The organism is Pseudomonas sp. TE31087 (assembly GCF_057284075.1).
Window position 1 is genome coordinate 5269345 of sequence record NZ_JBXVNN010000001.1, and the last position, 14617, is coordinate 5283961.

Annotated in this window: 18 protein-coding genes; 17 read left to right on the plus strand and 1 reads right to left on the minus strand. The window is 64.0% G+C overall.

Features of this window, described 5'->3' with window-relative positions; all coding sequences use genetic code 11:
* Positions 1-7 precede the first annotated feature (7 nt).
* Positions 8-916, plus strand: coding sequence for a protein translocase subunit SecF (secF, locus tag ACZ899_RS23815; protein ID WP_234560416.1), 909 nt, complete (start codon positions 8-10; stop codon positions 914-916).
* Between the two features lie 119 nt (positions 917-1035).
* Positions 1036-1584, plus strand: coding sequence for a glycine zipper 2TM domain-containing protein (locus ACZ899_RS23820; protein WP_050704355.1), 549 nt, complete (start codon positions 1036-1038; stop codon positions 1582-1584).
* Positions 1585-1783: 199 nt separating this feature from the next.
* Here ACZ899_RS23820 and suhB read toward each other — a convergent pair whose 3' ends face one another.
* Positions 1784-2602: a type III secretion system regulator SuhB gene (gene suhB / locus ACZ899_RS23825; RefSeq protein WP_110735793.1), complete on the minus strand. Its 819-nt coding sequence runs from the start codon at positions 2600-2602 to the stop codon at positions 1784-1786.
* 151 nt (positions 2603-2753) lie between these two features.
* Between suhB and trmJ the strand changes: the two genes are divergently transcribed.
* The 15 genes from trmJ (at position 2754) to ispG (ending at position 14600) form a co-directional block, all read left to right on the plus strand.
* Positions 2754-3509, plus strand: coding sequence for a tRNA (cytosine(32)/uridine(32)-2'-O)-methyltransferase TrmJ (gene trmJ / locus ACZ899_RS23830; protein WP_203650711.1), 756 nt, complete (start codon positions 2754-2756; stop codon positions 3507-3509).
* 3 nt (positions 3510-3512) lie between these two features.
* The gene (gene cysE, locus ACZ899_RS23835) at positions 3513-4301 is read left to right on the plus strand and encodes a serine O-acetyltransferase (RefSeq protein ID WP_028689587.1); all 789 of its coding nucleotides are present in this window, start codon (positions 3513-3515) and stop codon (positions 4299-4301) included.
* 168 nt (positions 4302-4469) lie between these two features.
* Positions 4470-4961: a Fe-S cluster assembly transcriptional regulator IscR gene (gene iscR / locus ACZ899_RS23840; protein ID WP_050704358.1), complete on the plus strand. Its 492-nt coding sequence runs from the start codon at positions 4470-4472 to the stop codon at positions 4959-4961.
* 44 nt (positions 4962-5005) lie between these two features.
* Positions 5006-6220, plus strand: a complete 1215-nt coding sequence (locus ACZ899_RS23845; RefSeq protein WP_234560415.1) for an IscS subfamily cysteine desulfurase — start codon at positions 5006-5008, stop codon at positions 6218-6220.
* Positions 6221-6266: 46 nt separating this feature from the next.
* Complete coding sequence (gene iscU, locus ACZ899_RS23850; protein ID WP_011532337.1) at positions 6267-6653, plus strand: Fe-S cluster assembly scaffold IscU; 387 nt, start codon at positions 6267-6269, stop codon at positions 6651-6653.
* Positions 6654-6681: 28 nt separating this feature from the next.
* Positions 6682-7005: an iron-sulfur cluster assembly protein IscA gene (iscA, locus tag ACZ899_RS23855; protein ID WP_023630636.1), complete on the plus strand. Its 324-nt coding sequence runs from the start codon at positions 6682-6684 to the stop codon at positions 7003-7005.
* A gap of 8 nt (positions 7006-7013) precedes the next feature.
* The gene (hscB, locus tag ACZ899_RS23860) at positions 7014-7535 is read left to right on the plus strand and encodes a co-chaperone HscB (protein WP_110735787.1); all 522 of its coding nucleotides are present in this window, start codon (positions 7014-7016) and stop codon (positions 7533-7535) included.
* 43 nt (positions 7536-7578) lie between these two features.
* The gene (gene hscA / locus ACZ899_RS23865; protein ID WP_050704360.1) at positions 7579-9441 is read left to right on the plus strand and encodes a Fe-S protein assembly chaperone HscA; all 1863 of its coding nucleotides are present in this window, start codon (positions 7579-7581) and stop codon (positions 9439-9441) included.
* 3 nt (positions 9442-9444) lie between these two features.
* A complete protein-coding gene (gene fdx / locus ACZ899_RS23870; RefSeq protein ID WP_028689592.1) occupies positions 9445-9786 on the plus strand; it encodes an ISC system 2Fe-2S type ferredoxin in 342 nt (113 codons plus the stop codon).
* 10 nt (positions 9787-9796) lie between these two features.
* Positions 9797-9997 (plus strand): Fe-S cluster assembly protein IscX, encoded by a 201-nt coding sequence (iscX, locus tag ACZ899_RS23875; RefSeq protein WP_028689593.1) that lies wholly within the window; start codon positions 9797-9799, stop codon positions 9995-9997.
* An 89-nt stretch (positions 9998-10086) separates the two neighbouring features.
* The gene (gene ndk / locus ACZ899_RS23880; RefSeq protein ID WP_008092560.1) at positions 10087-10512 is read left to right on the plus strand and encodes a nucleoside-diphosphate kinase; all 426 of its coding nucleotides are present in this window, start codon (positions 10087-10089) and stop codon (positions 10510-10512) included.
* Positions 10513-10540: 28 nt separating this feature from the next.
* The gene (gene rlmN / locus ACZ899_RS23885) at positions 10541-11683 is read left to right on the plus strand and encodes a dual-specificity RNA methyltransferase RlmN (protein WP_028689594.1); all 1143 of its coding nucleotides are present in this window, start codon (positions 10541-10543) and stop codon (positions 11681-11683) included.
* A gap of 14 nt (positions 11684-11697) precedes the next feature.
* Positions 11698-12459 (plus strand): type IV pilus biogenesis/stability protein PilW, encoded by a 762-nt coding sequence (gene pilW / locus ACZ899_RS23890; protein ID WP_234560414.1) that lies wholly within the window; start codon positions 11698-11700, stop codon positions 12457-12459.
* A complete protein-coding gene (locus ACZ899_RS23895; protein WP_234560413.1) occupies positions 12456-13487 on the plus strand; it encodes a RodZ domain-containing protein in 1032 nt (343 codons plus the stop codon). Before pilW ends, ACZ899_RS23895 begins: the two co-directional genes overlap by 4 nt.
* A gap of 3 nt (positions 13488-13490) precedes the next feature.
* Entirely contained in the window at positions 13491-14600 is a 1110-nt protein-coding gene (gene ispG, locus ACZ899_RS23900; protein WP_011532347.1) for a flavodoxin-dependent (E)-4-hydroxy-3-methylbut-2-enyl-diphosphate synthase, read from the plus strand.
* Positions 14601-14617 lie beyond the last annotated feature (17 nt).

Consider the following 14617-nt stretch of genomic DNA (forward strand, 5'->3'; position numbering starts at 1 on the left):
AGCTGCGATGAAAACCATCAATTTCATGGGCGTGCGCAATGTCGCGTTCGCCGTTACCGTGCTCCTCACCGTGCTGGCGCTGTTCAGCTGGTGGCACAAGGGTCTGAACTTCGGCCTGGACTTCACCGGTGGCACGCTGATCGAGCTCACCTACGAGCGTCCGGCGGACCTGGAAAAGGTCCGTACCGAACTGGTCGGTTCCGGCTTCCACGACGCCGTGGTGCAGAGCTTCGGCGCCACTACCGACCTGCTGGTGCGCATGCCGGGCGATGACCCGCAGCTGGGCAACCGCGTGGCCGAGGCGCTGCAGAAGATCGGCGGCGACAACCCGGCCACGGTCAAGCGCGTTGAGTTCGTTGGCCCGCAGGTGGGCGAGGAGCTGCGTGACCAGGGCGGCCTCGGCATGCTCCTGGCCCTGGGCGGCATCCTCATCTACCTGGCCTTCCGCTTCCAGTGGAAGTTCGCCGTGGGCGCGATCATCTCGCTGATCCACGACGTGGTGGTCACCCTGGGCATCCTGTCGTTCTTCCAGATCACCTTCGACCTGACGGTGCTGGCGGCGGTGCTGGCGATCATCGGCTACTCGCTCAACGACACCATCGTCGTGTTCGACCGGGTGCGCGAGAACTTCCGCGTGCTGCGCAAGGCCTCGCTGATCGAGAACATCAACATCTCGACCACCCAGACCCTGCTGCGGACCGTCGCCACCTCGGTGTCGACCTTGCTGGCCATCGCAGCGCTGCTGTTTTTCGGCGGCGACAACCTGTTCGGCTTCTCCCTGGCGCTGTTCATCGGTGTCATGGCGGGTACCTACTCGTCGATCTACATCGCCAACGTGGTGCTGATCTGGCTGAACCTGAGCAGCGAAGACCTGATCCCGCCGGTCAAGACCGAGGGTGTGGACGAGCGTCCGTAAGGCTTGTTCCGCGCCATTTGGCGTAAAGAGAGGCGCGAGTGTTGAACTCGCGCCTTTTTTTTTGCTCCAAGGCAAGGAGAAGGCGGGCCGGAGCCCGCGGGTACGATCAGGAGGTTCACGTGAACAAATCAATGCTGGTGGGTGCGGTTCTGGGTGCTGTCGGTGTGACTGCCGGAGGTGCTGTGGCGACCTACAGCTTGGTGAACAAAGGGCCTGAGTACGCCCAGGTCACCGACGTGCAGCCGATCAAGCAGCAAGTGAAGACGCCGCGTGAGGTCTGCAAGGATGTCACCGTGACGCGCCAGGCGCCGGTCAAGGACCAGCACCAGATTGCCGGTACGGTGGTCGGTGCCATCGCTGGTGGCCTGCTGGGCAACCAGATTGGCGGCGGTACCGGCAAGAAGATCGCCACCGTGGCCGGTGCGGTCGGTGGCGGCTATGCCGGCAACAAGGTGCAGGAAGGCATGCAGGAGCGTGATACCTACACCACCACGCAAACCCGCTGCAACACGGTCAATGACATCAGCGACAAGGTGGTGGGTTACAACGTGACCTATTCCATCGGTGACCAGGTTGGCAAGGTGAAGATGGATCACGAGCCGGGCTCGACCATCCCGCTGGACAAGAATGGCAAGTTGGTCCTGGGGCAGAACCAGCCGGGGCAGTAAGCGGCAAGTGCCCCCCCCTGTGGGAGCGGCCTTGTGCCGCGAAAGGGGCGCGAAGCGGCCCCGGGATCTTCGGCATATATCAAGATTGCCGGGGCTGCTTCGCAGCCCTTTCGCGGCACAAGGCCGCTCCTGCAGGTCATCGTGCAGGCACAAAAAAAGCACCTCGAGAGGTGCTTTTTTTGTGCTCGGCAATCGGCGCTTAGCGCTTCATGTGCTCCGGCAGGTGCGGCTGGATAGCAGTCAGCACAGCCTTGAAGCACTTGATGTTGCCCGCGACGATGTGGCCCTTCTCGAGGAAGTCGTGGCCACCGTTGAAGTCGCTCACCAGGCCACCGGCTTCCTGGATCAGCAGCACGCCTGCGGCCATGTCCCACTCGGACAGGCCCGACTCCCAGAAGGCGTCGAAGCGGCCAGCGGCTACATAAGCGAGGTCCAGGCTGGCGGAGCCGGCACGGCGGATGCCGGCGGTCTGGCCGGTCAGGGCGCGGAACATGCCCAGGTAGTTGTCCAGGTCGGCCATCTGGTTGTCACGGAACGGGAAGCCGGTACCCAGCAGCGCGCCTTCCAGGCTGGTGCGCGAGCTGACGCGCAGGCGGCGGCCGTTGATCTGGGCGCCACGGCCACGGCTGGCGGTGAATTCTTCCTGGCGAACCGGGTCGACGATCACGGCGTGCTCGAGGCGACCGCGGTATTTGCAGGCGATGCTGACGGCGAAGTGCGGAATGCCGCGCAGGAAGTTGGTGGTGCCGTCCAGCGGATCGATGATCCACAGGTAATCCTTGCCTTCTTCACCGCTGCCTGCATGCAGGCCGGTCTCTTCGCCCTGGATCGAGTGGTTCGGGTAGGCCTTGCGCAGGGCCTCGACGATGACCTTCTCGGCGGCGCGATCAACCTCGGACACGTAGTCCTTGGACTGCTTTTCGTCGACTTTGATGCTATCCAGGCGTTCGATGGAGCGGAAAATCAGTTCACTGGCGCTGCGAGCCGCGCGCAGGGCGATATTCAGCATAGGCTGCATGGGAAGGTCACCTGGAGATGTTAAAGAGGAAAGCCGATCATTCTAGCAGAAATCTTTGACGACAGAAGTGTCACATTTGCTTTCATGGCGTTACGCTGGTCGGTTCTGTAAGATCGAACCCTCCTGTTTCCGCATCCGAGAGCACGACACCTTGCTGCAAAATATTCGTGTTGTTCTGGTCAATACCAGCCACCCCGGCAACATCGGCGGCGCTGCGCGTGCCATGAAAAACATGGGCCTGTCGCGCCTGGTGCTGGTGCAGCCAAAAGAGTTTCCGGCCGCGGACGCCAGCGCCCGCGCCTCGGGCGCCGACGACGTGCTGGACAACGCCCAGGTGGTCGACAGCCTCGAGCAGGCGCTGGTCGGCTGCAGCCTGGTCATGGGCACCAGCGCCCGTGAGCGCAGCATCCCCTGGCCGTTGATCGACCCGCGCGAGTGCGGGGCGAAGGCCGTGGCCCAGGCCATGGGCGGCGAAGAGATCGCCCTGGTGTTCGGGCGCGAGCACGCCGGCCTGACCAACGAAGAACTGCAGCGATGTCACTTCCACGTGCACATTCCCTCGAACCCCGACTTCAGCTCGCTGAATCTGGCCGCCGCCGTCCAGGTGCTCTCCTATGAGGTGCGCATGGCCTGGCTGGCAGGGCAGGGCGCGGCGGCGAAGGTCGAGAAGGTCGAAGCCAGCGAGCTGGCGACCATGGACGAAATGGAGCTGTTCTACGACCACCTGGAAAAGACCCTGGTGGACATCGGCTTCCTCGATCCCGAGAAACCCAAACACCTGATGGCGCGCCTGCGCCGGCTGTATGGGCGAAGCTCGGTCGAGCGTCCGGAAATGAGCATTTTGCGCGGCATTCTTACCGAGACCCAGAAGGTCGCACGGGGCGAGCCGCATAAAAGGAAGGACTGACAGATGTTCGAGCGTCTGCGTGAAGATATCCAGAGCGTTTTCCATCGTGACCCGGCGGCGCGCAACGCCTTCGAGGTCCTGACCTGCTACCCGGGGATGCATGCCATCTGGCTGCACCGCCTGGGCAATGCCCTGTGGCGGCGCGATTTCAAATGGCTGGCGCGGCTGGTGTCGAACTTCGGTCGCTGGATGACCGGTATCGAGATCCACCCGGGGGCGACCATCGGCCGGCGTTTCTTCATCGACCACGGCATGGGCATCGTCATCGGCGAGACCGCCGAGATCGGTGACGACGTGACCCTGTACCAGGGCGTCACCCTCGGTGGCACCAGCTGGAACAAGGGCAAGCGTCACCCGACCCTGGAAAACGGCGTGGTGGTCGGTGCCGGGGCCAAGGTGCTGGGCCCGTTCACCGTCGGCGCCGGGGCCAAGATCGGCTCCAATGCCGTGGTCACCAAGGCGGTGCCGGCCGGCGCCACGGCGGTGGGGATTCCGGGACGGATCATCGTCAAGACCGAGGATGACGCCGTCGAGGCCAAGCGCAAGGCCATGGCCGAGAAGATCGGTTTCGACGCCTATGGCGTCAGCGGCGACATGCCCGACCCGGTGGCCCGCGCCATCGGCCAGATGCTCGACCACCTGCAGGCCGTCGACGAGCGCCTGGAGGGGATGTGCGGCGCGCTGACCCGGATGGGCAGTGACTACTGTGCCAAGGAGCTGCCGGCGCTGCCCGACGACGACTTCGCCGCGGCCTGCGCCGAGCTGAAGCAGGGCGACACTCAGTCGCATTGATTGCGCCGGGCCGACACAAGGGGCGTGTGCTTGCGCCCCTTGTCTGCTACACTCGCGCCCGCCTCCCGCATGCATACCCGACTAAAGCACTAGGTCTAATAGTTGACTTAAATGCTCGGGAATCGCATACTCGCACACATCCTGTAACTCCCGTGGTACCCATACGCCATGCGACTGACTACCAAAGGCCGATACGCCGTGACCGCCATGCTTGACCTGGCGTTGCACGCGCAGCATGGGCCGGTGTCTTTGGCCGATATTTCCGAGCGCCAGGGCATCTCCCTCTCTTATCTGGAACAGCTGTTCGCCAAGCTGCGCCGCAGCAGCCTGGTTTCCAGCGTTCGCGGTCCGGGCGGCGGCTACCAGCTGTCGCGGGGCATGGAAACCATCCAGGTGGCCCAGGTCATCGACGCGGTCAACGAATCGGTCGATGCCACCCGTTGCCAGGGCCTGGGGGACTGCCACGCCGGTGATACCTGCCTGACTCACCACCTGTGGTGCGACCTGAGCCAGCAGATCCATGAATTCCTCAGTGGCATCAGCCTGGCCGACCTCGTCATGCGCCGCGAGGTGCAGGAAGTCGCCCAGCGCCAGGACCTGCGCCGTGTCGCAGGCCGAGTTGCCCAGCTGGACAAGATTGAGACGTCCGCCGTCGACTGAAACCGCAGCGACGAGCGACGCCACCGCCTGATAGGAGATACTCAATGAAGTTGCCGATCTACCTCGATTACTCCGCGACCACGCCGGTCGATCCCCGTGTCGCCCAGAAGATGGCCGAGTGCCTGCTGGTCGACGGGAACTTCGGCAACCCGGCCTCGCGCTCCCACGTGTTCGGCTGGAAGGCCGAGGAAGCAGTCGAGAACGGCCGCCGCCAGGTCGCCGAGCTGATCAACGCCGACCCGCGCGAGATCGTCTGGACCAGCGGTGCCACCGAGTCCGACAACCTCGCCCTGAAGGGCGTGGCGCACTTCTATCAGACCAAAGGCAAGCACATCATCACCTCCAAGATCGAGCACAAGGCGGTCCTGGACACCGCTCGCCAGCTCGAGCGTGAAGGTTTCGAAGTCACCTACCTCGAGCCTGGCGAAGACGGCATCGTCACCCCGGCCATGGTCGAGGCTGTCCTGCGCGACGACACCATCCTGGTCTCGCTGATGCACGTGAACAACGAAGTCGGCTCGATCAACGACATCGCCGCCATCGGTGAACTGACCCGTTCGCGTGGCGTGCTGTTCCACGTCGATGCCGCCCAGTCGGCCGGTCGCGTCGAGATCGACCTGCAGAAACTCAAGGTCGACCTGATGTCGTTCTCCGCGCACAAGGTCTACGGCCCGAAAGGCATCGGCGCGCTGTACGTCAGCCGCAAGCCGCGCGTGCGCCTGGAAGCCATCATTCACGGCGGTGGCCATGAGCGCGGCATGCGTTCGGGCACCCTGCCGACCCACCAGATCGTCGGCATGGGCGAAGCCTTCGCCATCGCCAAGCAGGAAATGGCCACTGAAAACGTGCGCATCAAGGCCCTGAGCGACCGCTTCTTCAAGCAGGTCTCGGACCTCGAGGAGCTGTACGTCAACGGCAGCCAGACCCAGCGCGTGCCGCACAACCTGAACCTGAGCTTCAACTACGTCGAGGGCGAGTCGCTGCTGATGTCGCTGAAGGACATCGCCGTTTCGTCCGGTTCGGCCTGCACCTCCGCTTCGCTCGAGCCGTCCTACGTCCTGCGCGCCTTGGGCCGCAACGACGAACTGGCGCACAGCTCGATCCGCTTCTCCTTCGGCCGCTTCACCACCGAAGAAGAAGTCGACTACGCCGCGCAGAAAGTCTGCGAAGCCGTGAACAAGCTGCGTGAATTGTCGCCGCTGTGGGACATGTACAAAGACGGCGTCGACATCTCCAAGATCGAGTGGGCCGCCCACTAAGCAGTCGCCGGCAAGAGCGGCTCCCTGATGAGGAAGGAATTGCACCATGGCATACAGTGAAAAGGTCATCGACCACTACGAAAACCCGCGCAACGTCGGCAAGATGAACGCCGACGATCCGGACGTCGGCACCGGCATGGTCGGCGCCCCGGCTTGCGGCGACGTGATGCGCCTGCAGATCAAGGTCAACGAGCAGGGCGTCATCGAAGACGCCAAGTTCAAGACCTACGGCTGCGGTTCGGCCATCGCCTCCAGCTCCCTCGCCACCGAGTGGATGAAGGGCAAGACCCTGGACGAGGCCGAGACCATCAAGAACACCCAGCTGGCTGAAGAGCTGGCACTGCCGCCGGTCAAGATCCACTGCTCCGTGCTCGCCGAAGATGCCATCAAGGCCGCTGTTCGCGATTACAAGCAGAAGAAAGGCTTGATCTAAGTCGACTGTCGCGAGGTAAGGAGTTCCGATGGCTATCAGCATGACAGAAGCCGCCGCCAACCACATTCGCCGCTCCCTCGACGGGCGCGGCAAGGGTGAGGGCATTCGCCTGGGCGTGCGCACCACCGGCTGCTCGGGCCTGGCCTACGTGCTGGAGTTCGTCGACGAGCTCGCTGCCGAAGACCAGGTGTTCGAGAACCATGGCGTGAAGGTCATCATCGACCCGAAAAGCCTGGTCTACCTCGACGGCACCGAGCTGGACTTCGTCAAGGAAGGGTTGAACGAAGGCTTCAAGTTCAACAACCCCAACGTGCGCGGTGAGTGTGGCTGCGGCGAAAGCTTCAACGTCTGAGGCTGGCCGTGGGTACTCCTTGTCATTTCGCCCTGTTTGAGCTGCAACCCGGTTTTCGCCTGGACCTCGACAAACTGGCTGTTCGCTACCGCGAGCTGGCCCGCGAGGTCCATCCGGACCGTTTCGCCGACGCTTCCGAGCGCGAGCAGCGCGTAGCCCTGGAAAAGTCGGCGGCTCTCAACGACGCCTACCAGACCTTGCGCAGCGCGCCGCGCCGGGCCCGCTACCTGCTGGCCATCGGCGGCCACGAGGTGCCCCAGGAAGTCACCGTGCACGACCCGGACTTCCTGTTGCAGCAGATGCAGTGGCGCGAAGAGCTCGAAGAGCTGCAGGACGAAGCCGACCTCGACGGCGTCGCCGTGTTCAAGAAGCGCCTCAAGGTCGCCCAGGACACGCTGAACGAGGATTTCGCCGCCTGCTGGGATGTTGCTGCAGAGCGTGAGCAGGCCGAGCGCCTGATGCGCCGCATGCAGTTCCTCGACAAGCTCGCCCAAGAAGTGCGCCAACTCGAAGAGCGCCTCGACGATTAACCCCGGCGTTGCCCGTGATGACGCCTAAGGTACTCAGATAAGCATGGCCCTACTGCAGATCGCCGAACCCGGTCAGAGCCCCCAGCCGCACCAGCGCCGCCTGGCGGTGGGCATCGACCTGGGCACCACCAATTCTCTCGTCGCCGCCGTGCGCAGCGGGCGCAGCGAACCGCTGCCCGATGCCCGGGGCAGTGTCATCCTGCCATCCGCCGTGCGTTATCTCGACAACGCTGTCGAAGTTGGCCTGGCCGCGCGCGAGGCTGCCCCCAGCGACCCGCTCAACAGCATCCTGTCGGTCAAGCGCCTGATGGGGCGTGGCCTGGCGGACGTCAAGCAGCTGGGCGAGCAACTGCCGTACCGCTTTGTCGGCGGTGAATCGCACATGCCGTTCATCGACACGGTCCAGGGCCCGAAAAGCCCGGTGGAAGTGTCGGCCGATATTCTCAAGGTGCTGCGTCAGCGTGCCGAGGAAACCCTCGGTGGCGAGCTGGTTGGCGCGGTGATCACCGTCCCGGCCTATTTCGACGATGCCCAGCGCCAGGCGACCAAGGACGCGGCCAAGCTGGCCGGCCTCAATGTCCTGCGCTTGCTCAACGAGCCGACCGCCGCTGCCGTGGCCTATGGCCTGGATCAGGATGCCGAAGGCGTCGTGGCGATTTTCGACCTGGGCGGCGGCACCTTCGATATTTCCATCCTGCGCCTGACCGCCGGTGTCTTCGAAGTGCTGGCCACCGGTGGCGACACCGCCCTGGGTGGCGATGACTTCGACCATGCGATCGCTGGCTGGATCATCGAGCAGGCCGGTTTGTCCGCTGACCTCGATCCGGCCACTCAGCGCCTGCTGCTGCAGACCGCTTGCGCGGCCAAGGAAGCCTTGACCGACAGTGAAGCGGTCAGCGTCCAGCATGGTGCCTGGCAGGGCGAGCTGACCCGTGCCGCCTTCGAAGCCATGATCGAACCGATGATCGCCCGCAGTCTCAAGGCCTGCCGCCGCGCCGTGCGCGACAGCGGCATCGAGCTGGAAGAGGTCGGCGCGGTGGTCATGGTCGGTGGTTCGACCCGCGTGCCGCGTGTGCGCGAGGCGGTCGGCGCGCTGTTCGGCCGTACCCCGCTGACCTCGATCGACCCGGACCAGGTGGTGGCCATCGGTGCCGCCATCCAGGCCGACACCCTCGCCGGCAACCGCCGCGAAGGCGGTGAGCTGCTGCTGCTCGACGTCATCCCGCTGTCCCTGGGTCTTGAGACCATGGGCGGGCTGATGGAGAAGGTGATTCCGCGCAACACCACCATCCCGGTGGCCCGCGCCCAGGAATTCACCACGTACAAAGATGGCCAGTCGGCCATGATGATCCACGTGCTGCAGGGCGAGCGCGAGCTGATCAGCGACTGCCGTTCCCTGGCGCGTTTCGAGCTGCGCGGTATCCCGGCCATGGTCGCGGGTGCGGCGAAGATCCGCGTGACCTTCCAGGTCGACGCCGACGGCCTGCTCAGTGTCGCGGCCCGTGAATTGGGCTCGGGCGTGGAGTCGAGCATCCAGGTCAAGCCGTCCTATGGCCTGACCGACGGCGAGATCGCCCGCATGCTCAAGGACTCCTTCGAGCACGCCGGCTCCGACAAGCATGCGCGCCAGCTGCGCGAGCACCAGGTCGACGCCGAGCGCCTGCTCGAGGCGGTGCAGGGCGCCCTGGACGCTGATGGCGAGCGCCTGCTCAGCAGTGACGAGCGCGACGCGATCGAATTCCAGATGCAAGAACTACGTGATTTGCTGACCGGCACCGATGGCGCCGCCATCGAGCAACAGACCAAGCGTCTGTCGCAGGTGACCGATGCATTTGCCGCCCGTCGCCTTGATTCGACGGTCAAAGCCGCACTGGCCGGGCGCAACCTGAATGAGATCGAGGAGTAACCGATGCCGCTGGTGACATTCCTGCCGCACGAGAAGTTCTGCCCCGAGGGCTTGACCGTGGAAGTACCGACCGGGACCAACATCCTGGAACTGGCCCACGACCATCACATCGAGATGGAAAGCGCCTGTGGCGGCGTCAAGGCCTGCACCACTTGCCACTGCATCATCCGCAAAGGCTTCGACTCCCTTGAAGAAGCGGACGAGCTCGAAGAGGACATGCTGGACAAGGCTTGGGGCCTGGAGGCGCAGTCGCGCCTGGGTTGCCAGGTGGTCGTCGGCGATGAGGACCTCACCATCGAGATCCCCAAATATTCGCTCAACCACGCCGCCGAAGCGCCGCACTGAGGGCCTGTACATGAGTCTGAAATGGGTTGATGTACTTGAGATCGCCATCCAGCTTGCGGAAAGCAAGCCCGAGGTCGATCCTCATTACGTGAATTTCGTCGATCTGCGCGCATGGGTCATGGCCCTGCCGGACTTCGATGACGATCCGTCGCGTTGCGGCGAGAAGGTTCTCGAGGCCATCCAGGCGGCCTGGATCGAAGAAGCCGACTGAGCGCACGCCGCAGGTTAGGCAATCCCCTGGAACCCGCGTATAATTCGCGGGTTTAATTTTTCGCAACACTCAATATTCTGGAGTTTTCCATGGCTGTTCAACGTACTTTCTCGATCATCAAGCCTGACGCCGTCGCTAAAAACGTCATCGGCAAGATCACCACTCGCTTCGAAGAAGCCGGCCTGAAAATCGTCGCCTCGAAAATCAAGCAACTGTCCAAGGCCGAAGCCGAAGGCTTCTACGCCGAGCACAGCGCTCGTGGCTTCTTCGGTGACCTGGTTGCCTTCATGACTTCGGGCCCTGTCGTTGTTCAGGTTCTGGAAGGCGAAAACGCCATCGCTCTGAACCGTGAGCTGATGGGCGCCACCAACCCTAAAGAAGCTGCTGCCGGCACCATCCGTGCTGACTTCGCCGAGTCGATCGACGCCAACGCCGTTCACGGTTCGGACTCCGAAGCTGCCGCTGCTCGCGAAATCGCTTACTTCTTCGCTGCTACCGAGGTAACCACTCGCTAAGCGAAAGCTTACGGGTGAGGGTGAATCCATGACGACATCGACTGACAAGATCAACCTGCTGGGGCTGACCCTGGCGGAAATGGAACAGTTCTTCGACTCAATCGGGGAGAAGCGCTTCCGTGCCGGTCAGGTGATGAAATGGATTCACCATTTTGGCGTCGATGATTTCGCCGCCATGACCAATGTCGGCAAGGTCTTGCGCGAAAAGCTCGAGGCCGTTGCCGAGATTCGCGGTCCGGAGGTGGTCAGTGAAGACATTTCCGCCGACGGTACCCGCAAGTGGGTGGTCCGCGTTGCCTCCGGCAGCTGCGTCGAGACCGTCTACATCCCCACCGACGATCGCGGCACCCTGTGCGTGTCGTCGCAAGCCGGCTGTGCCCTGGACTGCAGCTTCTGCTCCACCGGCAAGCAAGGCTTCAACAGCAACCTCACCGCCGCCGAAGTGATTGGCCAGGTGTGGCTTGCCAACAAATCCTTCGGGACCGTCCCGGCCAAGATCGACCGCGCCATCACCAACGTGGTCATGATGGGCATGGGCGAACCCCTGCTGAATTTCGACAATGTCATCGCCGCCATGAAGATCATGATGGAAGATCTGGGCTATGGCATTTCCAAGCGTCGCGTCACCCTGTCCACCTCGGGCGTGGTGCCGATGATCGACGAGCTGGCCAAGCACATCGACGTGTCGCTGGCCCTGTCGCTGCACGCGCCGAACGACGAACTGCGCAACAAGCTGGTGCCGATCAACAAGAAGTACCCGCTGAAGATGCTGCTGGAGTCGTGCATGGGCTACATGTCCACCCTCGGCGGCAAGCGCGTGCTGACCATCGAGTACACCCTGCTCAAGGATGTCAACGACCAGCCCGAGCATGCCGCGCAGATGATCGAACTGCTGCGTGATGTGCCGTGCAAGATCAACCTGATCCCGTTCAACCCGTTCCCGCATTCGGGCTACGAGCGACCGAGCAACAATGCCATCCGTCGCTTCCAGGACCTGCTGCACCACGGCGGCTTCAACGTGACCACCCGCACCACCCGCGGTGACGACATCGACGCCGCCTGCGGTCAGCTGGTGGGTCAGGTCAACGACCGTACCCGCCGCAGCGAGCGCTACATCGCCGTACGTCAGCTGGCTGCCGACGAGCCGCAAGACAGCGCTGCGCGCCCCTGACGAGCACCTGCCCCATGAGCCTGCGCGCCGCGCTGTCGATCCTGACGCTTTCGCTGCTGGCCGGCTGCGTGTCCGGCGGCGCGGGTGACCCCCTGGCCAGCCGCCAGGGGCGTGAGGCGGCGGGGCAGGCCTACGTGCAGTTGGGGCTGGGGTATTTGCAACAAGGTTTGACCGAGCGCGCCAAGGCACCGCTGGGCAAGGCCCTGGCCCTGGACGCCCGTGACGCCGAGGCTCATGCAGCACTGGCCCTGGTGTTCCAGGCCGAGGATGAGCCCGCATTGGCCGGCGAGCACTTCGCCAAGGCCTTGGCCATCCGCCCGGATGACACACGAATCCGCAACAATTACGGCAGTTTCCTATATGCTCAGGGCCGTTTCGACGAAGCCCGGGCGATGTTCCTCCAGGCTGGGGCCGATACCCTGTATCCTGAGCGTTCCCGCGTGTACGAGAACCTGGGGCTCACCGCCCTGAAGCAGGGGCAGGGTGATCAGGCGCGTGCCTACCTGGAAAAAGCCCTTCGGCTCAATCCGCGGCAACCGAAGGCATTGCTCGAAATGGCTGAGTTGTCCTACGAAAACAGGCATTATGTGCCGGCCCGGGATTACTACGATCGATTCAGCCAGCTGAGTGACCAGGATGCCCGCAGCCTGCTGCTCGGCCATCGCCTGGCACTCGCCCTCGACGAACAGGGCACCGCGACCCGTTTGGGCCAGCAATTACAACGATTTTATCCCGGTACGCCGGAATATCAGCAATACCTGTCGGAGCAACGATGAAAGCCGCGCACACTGAAGTAGCAGCAGCGACTCGCCAGAACCCCGGTGATGTCTTGCGCCAGGCCCGCGAAAAACGCGAATGGAGCCAGGCCGAGGTCGCTCGCAAGCTCAACCTCACGGTATCTTCGCTGAACAACCTGGAAAACGGCGCCTTCGACAAGCTGCCCGGGCACACCTTCGCCCGTGGCTACATCCGCGCCTACGCCAAGCTGATGGACATGGACCAGGCGCCTCTGGTCGAGGCCTTCGACCAGATCACCGGCACCCACGCCCAGGGCAGCGAAGTGCACGCCCTCGGCCGCATCGAAGAGCCGGTGCGCCTGTCGCACAACATCCTGCGGGTGGTCAGCCTGTTGCTGCTGGTCGCGGTGGTCGGCGGTGGTTTCTTCTGGTGGCAGGACCAGAGCAGCCTGCGCGGCAAGGACCTGGCCAAGATCGCCCTGGAGCACGTCGAGGTCGAGAGCGCCGACGGCACCACACAGATTCATCCGCTGGACGAGCCGGAAGACCAGGCCGTGAGCGAAGGCCAGCAGCCCGAGGGTCAGGCCCTGCCACTGGAGCCGAACGCTACCGAGCAGGCGCCGGTCACCGAGGCCCAGGCGCCAGTTGCGCCTGTGGCACCCGCCGCGCCAGCCACCAGCGCGGCACCGGCACCGACGGCCGCCGCACCTGTGGCACCGGTTGTCGCGCCAGCCGCTCCTGCAGTGGCCGCGCCTGTCGCCGCCGCGCCAGCCGCCCCCGTCGCTTCGAGCGCACCGGCTGCGCCCGCTGAAGTCGCCCCGGCCGGCAGCGCCAAGGTCCATATCCAATTCACCGCCGATTGCTGGACCCAGGTCACCGACGGCAACGGCAAGGTGCTGTTCAGCGCCATCAAGCGCAAGGGCGACAACCTGGAACTGACCGGCAAGCCACCGTTCGCGGTGCGCCTGGGCTTCGCCCGCGGCGCCCAGGTGAGCTACAACGGCCAGGCGGTCGATGTCGCCCCGTTCACCAGTGGCGAAACCGCTCGCCTGAAGTTGGGACAGTAAGTCATGCACGGCGAATCTCCGATCAAACGTCGCGAATCCCGCAAAATCTGGGTCGGCAATGTGCCGGTGGGTGGCGATGCGCCCATCGCGGTGCAGAGCATGACCAACACCGACACCAACGATGTCGCCGCCACCGTGGCGCAGATCCAGCGCCTGGTCGATGCCGGCGTGGACATCGTGCGGGTCTCGGTGCCGGACATGGACGCCGCTGAGGCGTTCGGCAAGATCAAGAAGCTGGTCAGCGTGCCGCTGGTCGCCGACATCCACTTCGACTACAAGATCGCCCTGCGCGTGGCTGAGCTTGGCGTCGACTGCCTGCGCATCAACCCGGGCAACATCGGCCGTGAAGATCGTGTGCGCGCCGTGGTCGACGCGGCCCGCGACCGCGGCATCCCGATCCGCATCGGCGTCAACGCCGGTTCCCTGGAAAAGGACCTGCAGAAGAAGTACGGCGAGCCCACCCCGGCGGCGCTGGTCGAGTCGGCGCTGCGCCATGTCGAGCACCTCGACCGCCTGGACTTCCAGGACTTCAAGGTCAGCGTCAAGGCCTCCGACGTGTTCATGGCCGTCGAGGCCTACCGCCTGCTGGCCAAGCAGATCATCCAGCCGCTGCACCTGGGGATCACCGAAGCCGGCGGCCTGCGCTCGGGGACGGTGAAATCCGCCGTCGGCCTAGGTATGCTGCTGGCCGAAGGCATCGGTGACACCATCCGCATCTCCCTGGCCGCCGATCCGGTCGAGGAAGTGAAGGTCGGCTACGACATCCTCAAGTCGCTGCACCTGCGTTCCCGTGGCATCAACTTCATCGCCTGCCCGAGCTGCTCGCGGCAGAACTTCGATGTGGTCAAGACCATGAACGAACTGGAAGGGCGCCTGGAAGACCTGCTGGTACCGCTGGACGTGGCGGTGATCGGCTGCGTGGTCAACGGCCCGGGCGAGGCCAAGGAATCGCACGTGGGCCTGACCGGCGGCACGCCGAACCTGGTCTACATCGATGGCAAGCCATCGCAGAAGCTGAACAACGACAACCTGGTCGACGAGCTGGAAAAGCTCATCCGCCAGAAAGCGGCCGAGAAGGCCGAGGCCGACGCGGCGCTGATCGCCCGCGGCTGAGACACAGATTCGTAAGG

Coding starts and splice junctions, on each gene's coding strand:
- secF (WP_234560416.1), top strand. CDS start 8: ATGAAAACCATCAATTTCATGGGCGTGCGCAATGTCGCGTTCGCCGTT.
- suhB (WP_110735793.1), bottom strand. CDS start 2,602: ATGCAGCCTATGCTGAATATCGCCCTGCGCGCGGCTCGCAGCGCCAGT.
- cysE (WP_028689587.1), top strand. CDS start 3,513: ATGTTCGAGCGTCTGCGTGAAGATATCCAGAGCGTTTTCCATCGTGAC.
- iscR (WP_050704358.1), top strand. CDS start 4,470: ATGCGACTGACTACCAAAGGCCGATACGCCGTGACCGCCATGCTTGAC.
- ACZ899_RS23845 (WP_234560415.1), top strand. CDS start 5,006: ATGAAGTTGCCGATCTACCTCGATTACTCCGCGACCACGCCGGTCGAT.
- iscU (WP_011532337.1), top strand. CDS start 6,267: ATGGCATACAGTGAAAAGGTCATCGACCACTACGAAAACCCGCGCAAC.
- iscA (WP_023630636.1), top strand. CDS start 6,682: ATGGCTATCAGCATGACAGAAGCCGCCGCCAACCACATTCGCCGCTCC.
- hscA (WP_050704360.1), top strand. CDS start 7,579: ATGGCCCTACTGCAGATCGCCGAACCCGGTCAGAGCCCCCAGCCGCAC.
- fdx (WP_028689592.1), top strand. CDS start 9,445: ATGCCGCTGGTGACATTCCTGCCGCACGAGAAGTTCTGCCCCGAGGGC.
- iscX (WP_028689593.1), top strand. CDS start 9,797: ATGAGTCTGAAATGGGTTGATGTACTTGAGATCGCCATCCAGCTTGCG.
- ndk (WP_008092560.1), top strand. CDS start 10,087: ATGGCTGTTCAACGTACTTTCTCGATCATCAAGCCTGACGCCGTCGCT.
- rlmN (WP_028689594.1), top strand. CDS start 10,541: ATGACGACATCGACTGACAAGATCAACCTGCTGGGGCTGACCCTGGCG.
- pilW (WP_234560414.1), top strand. CDS start 11,698: ATGAGCCTGCGCGCCGCGCTGTCGATCCTGACGCTTTCGCTGCTGGCC.
- ACZ899_RS23895 (WP_234560413.1), top strand. CDS start 12,456: ATGAAAGCCGCGCACACTGAAGTAGCAGCAGCGACTCGCCAGAACCCC.
- ispG (WP_011532347.1), top strand. CDS start 13,491: ATGCACGGCGAATCTCCGATCAAACGTCGCGAATCCCGCAAAATCTGG.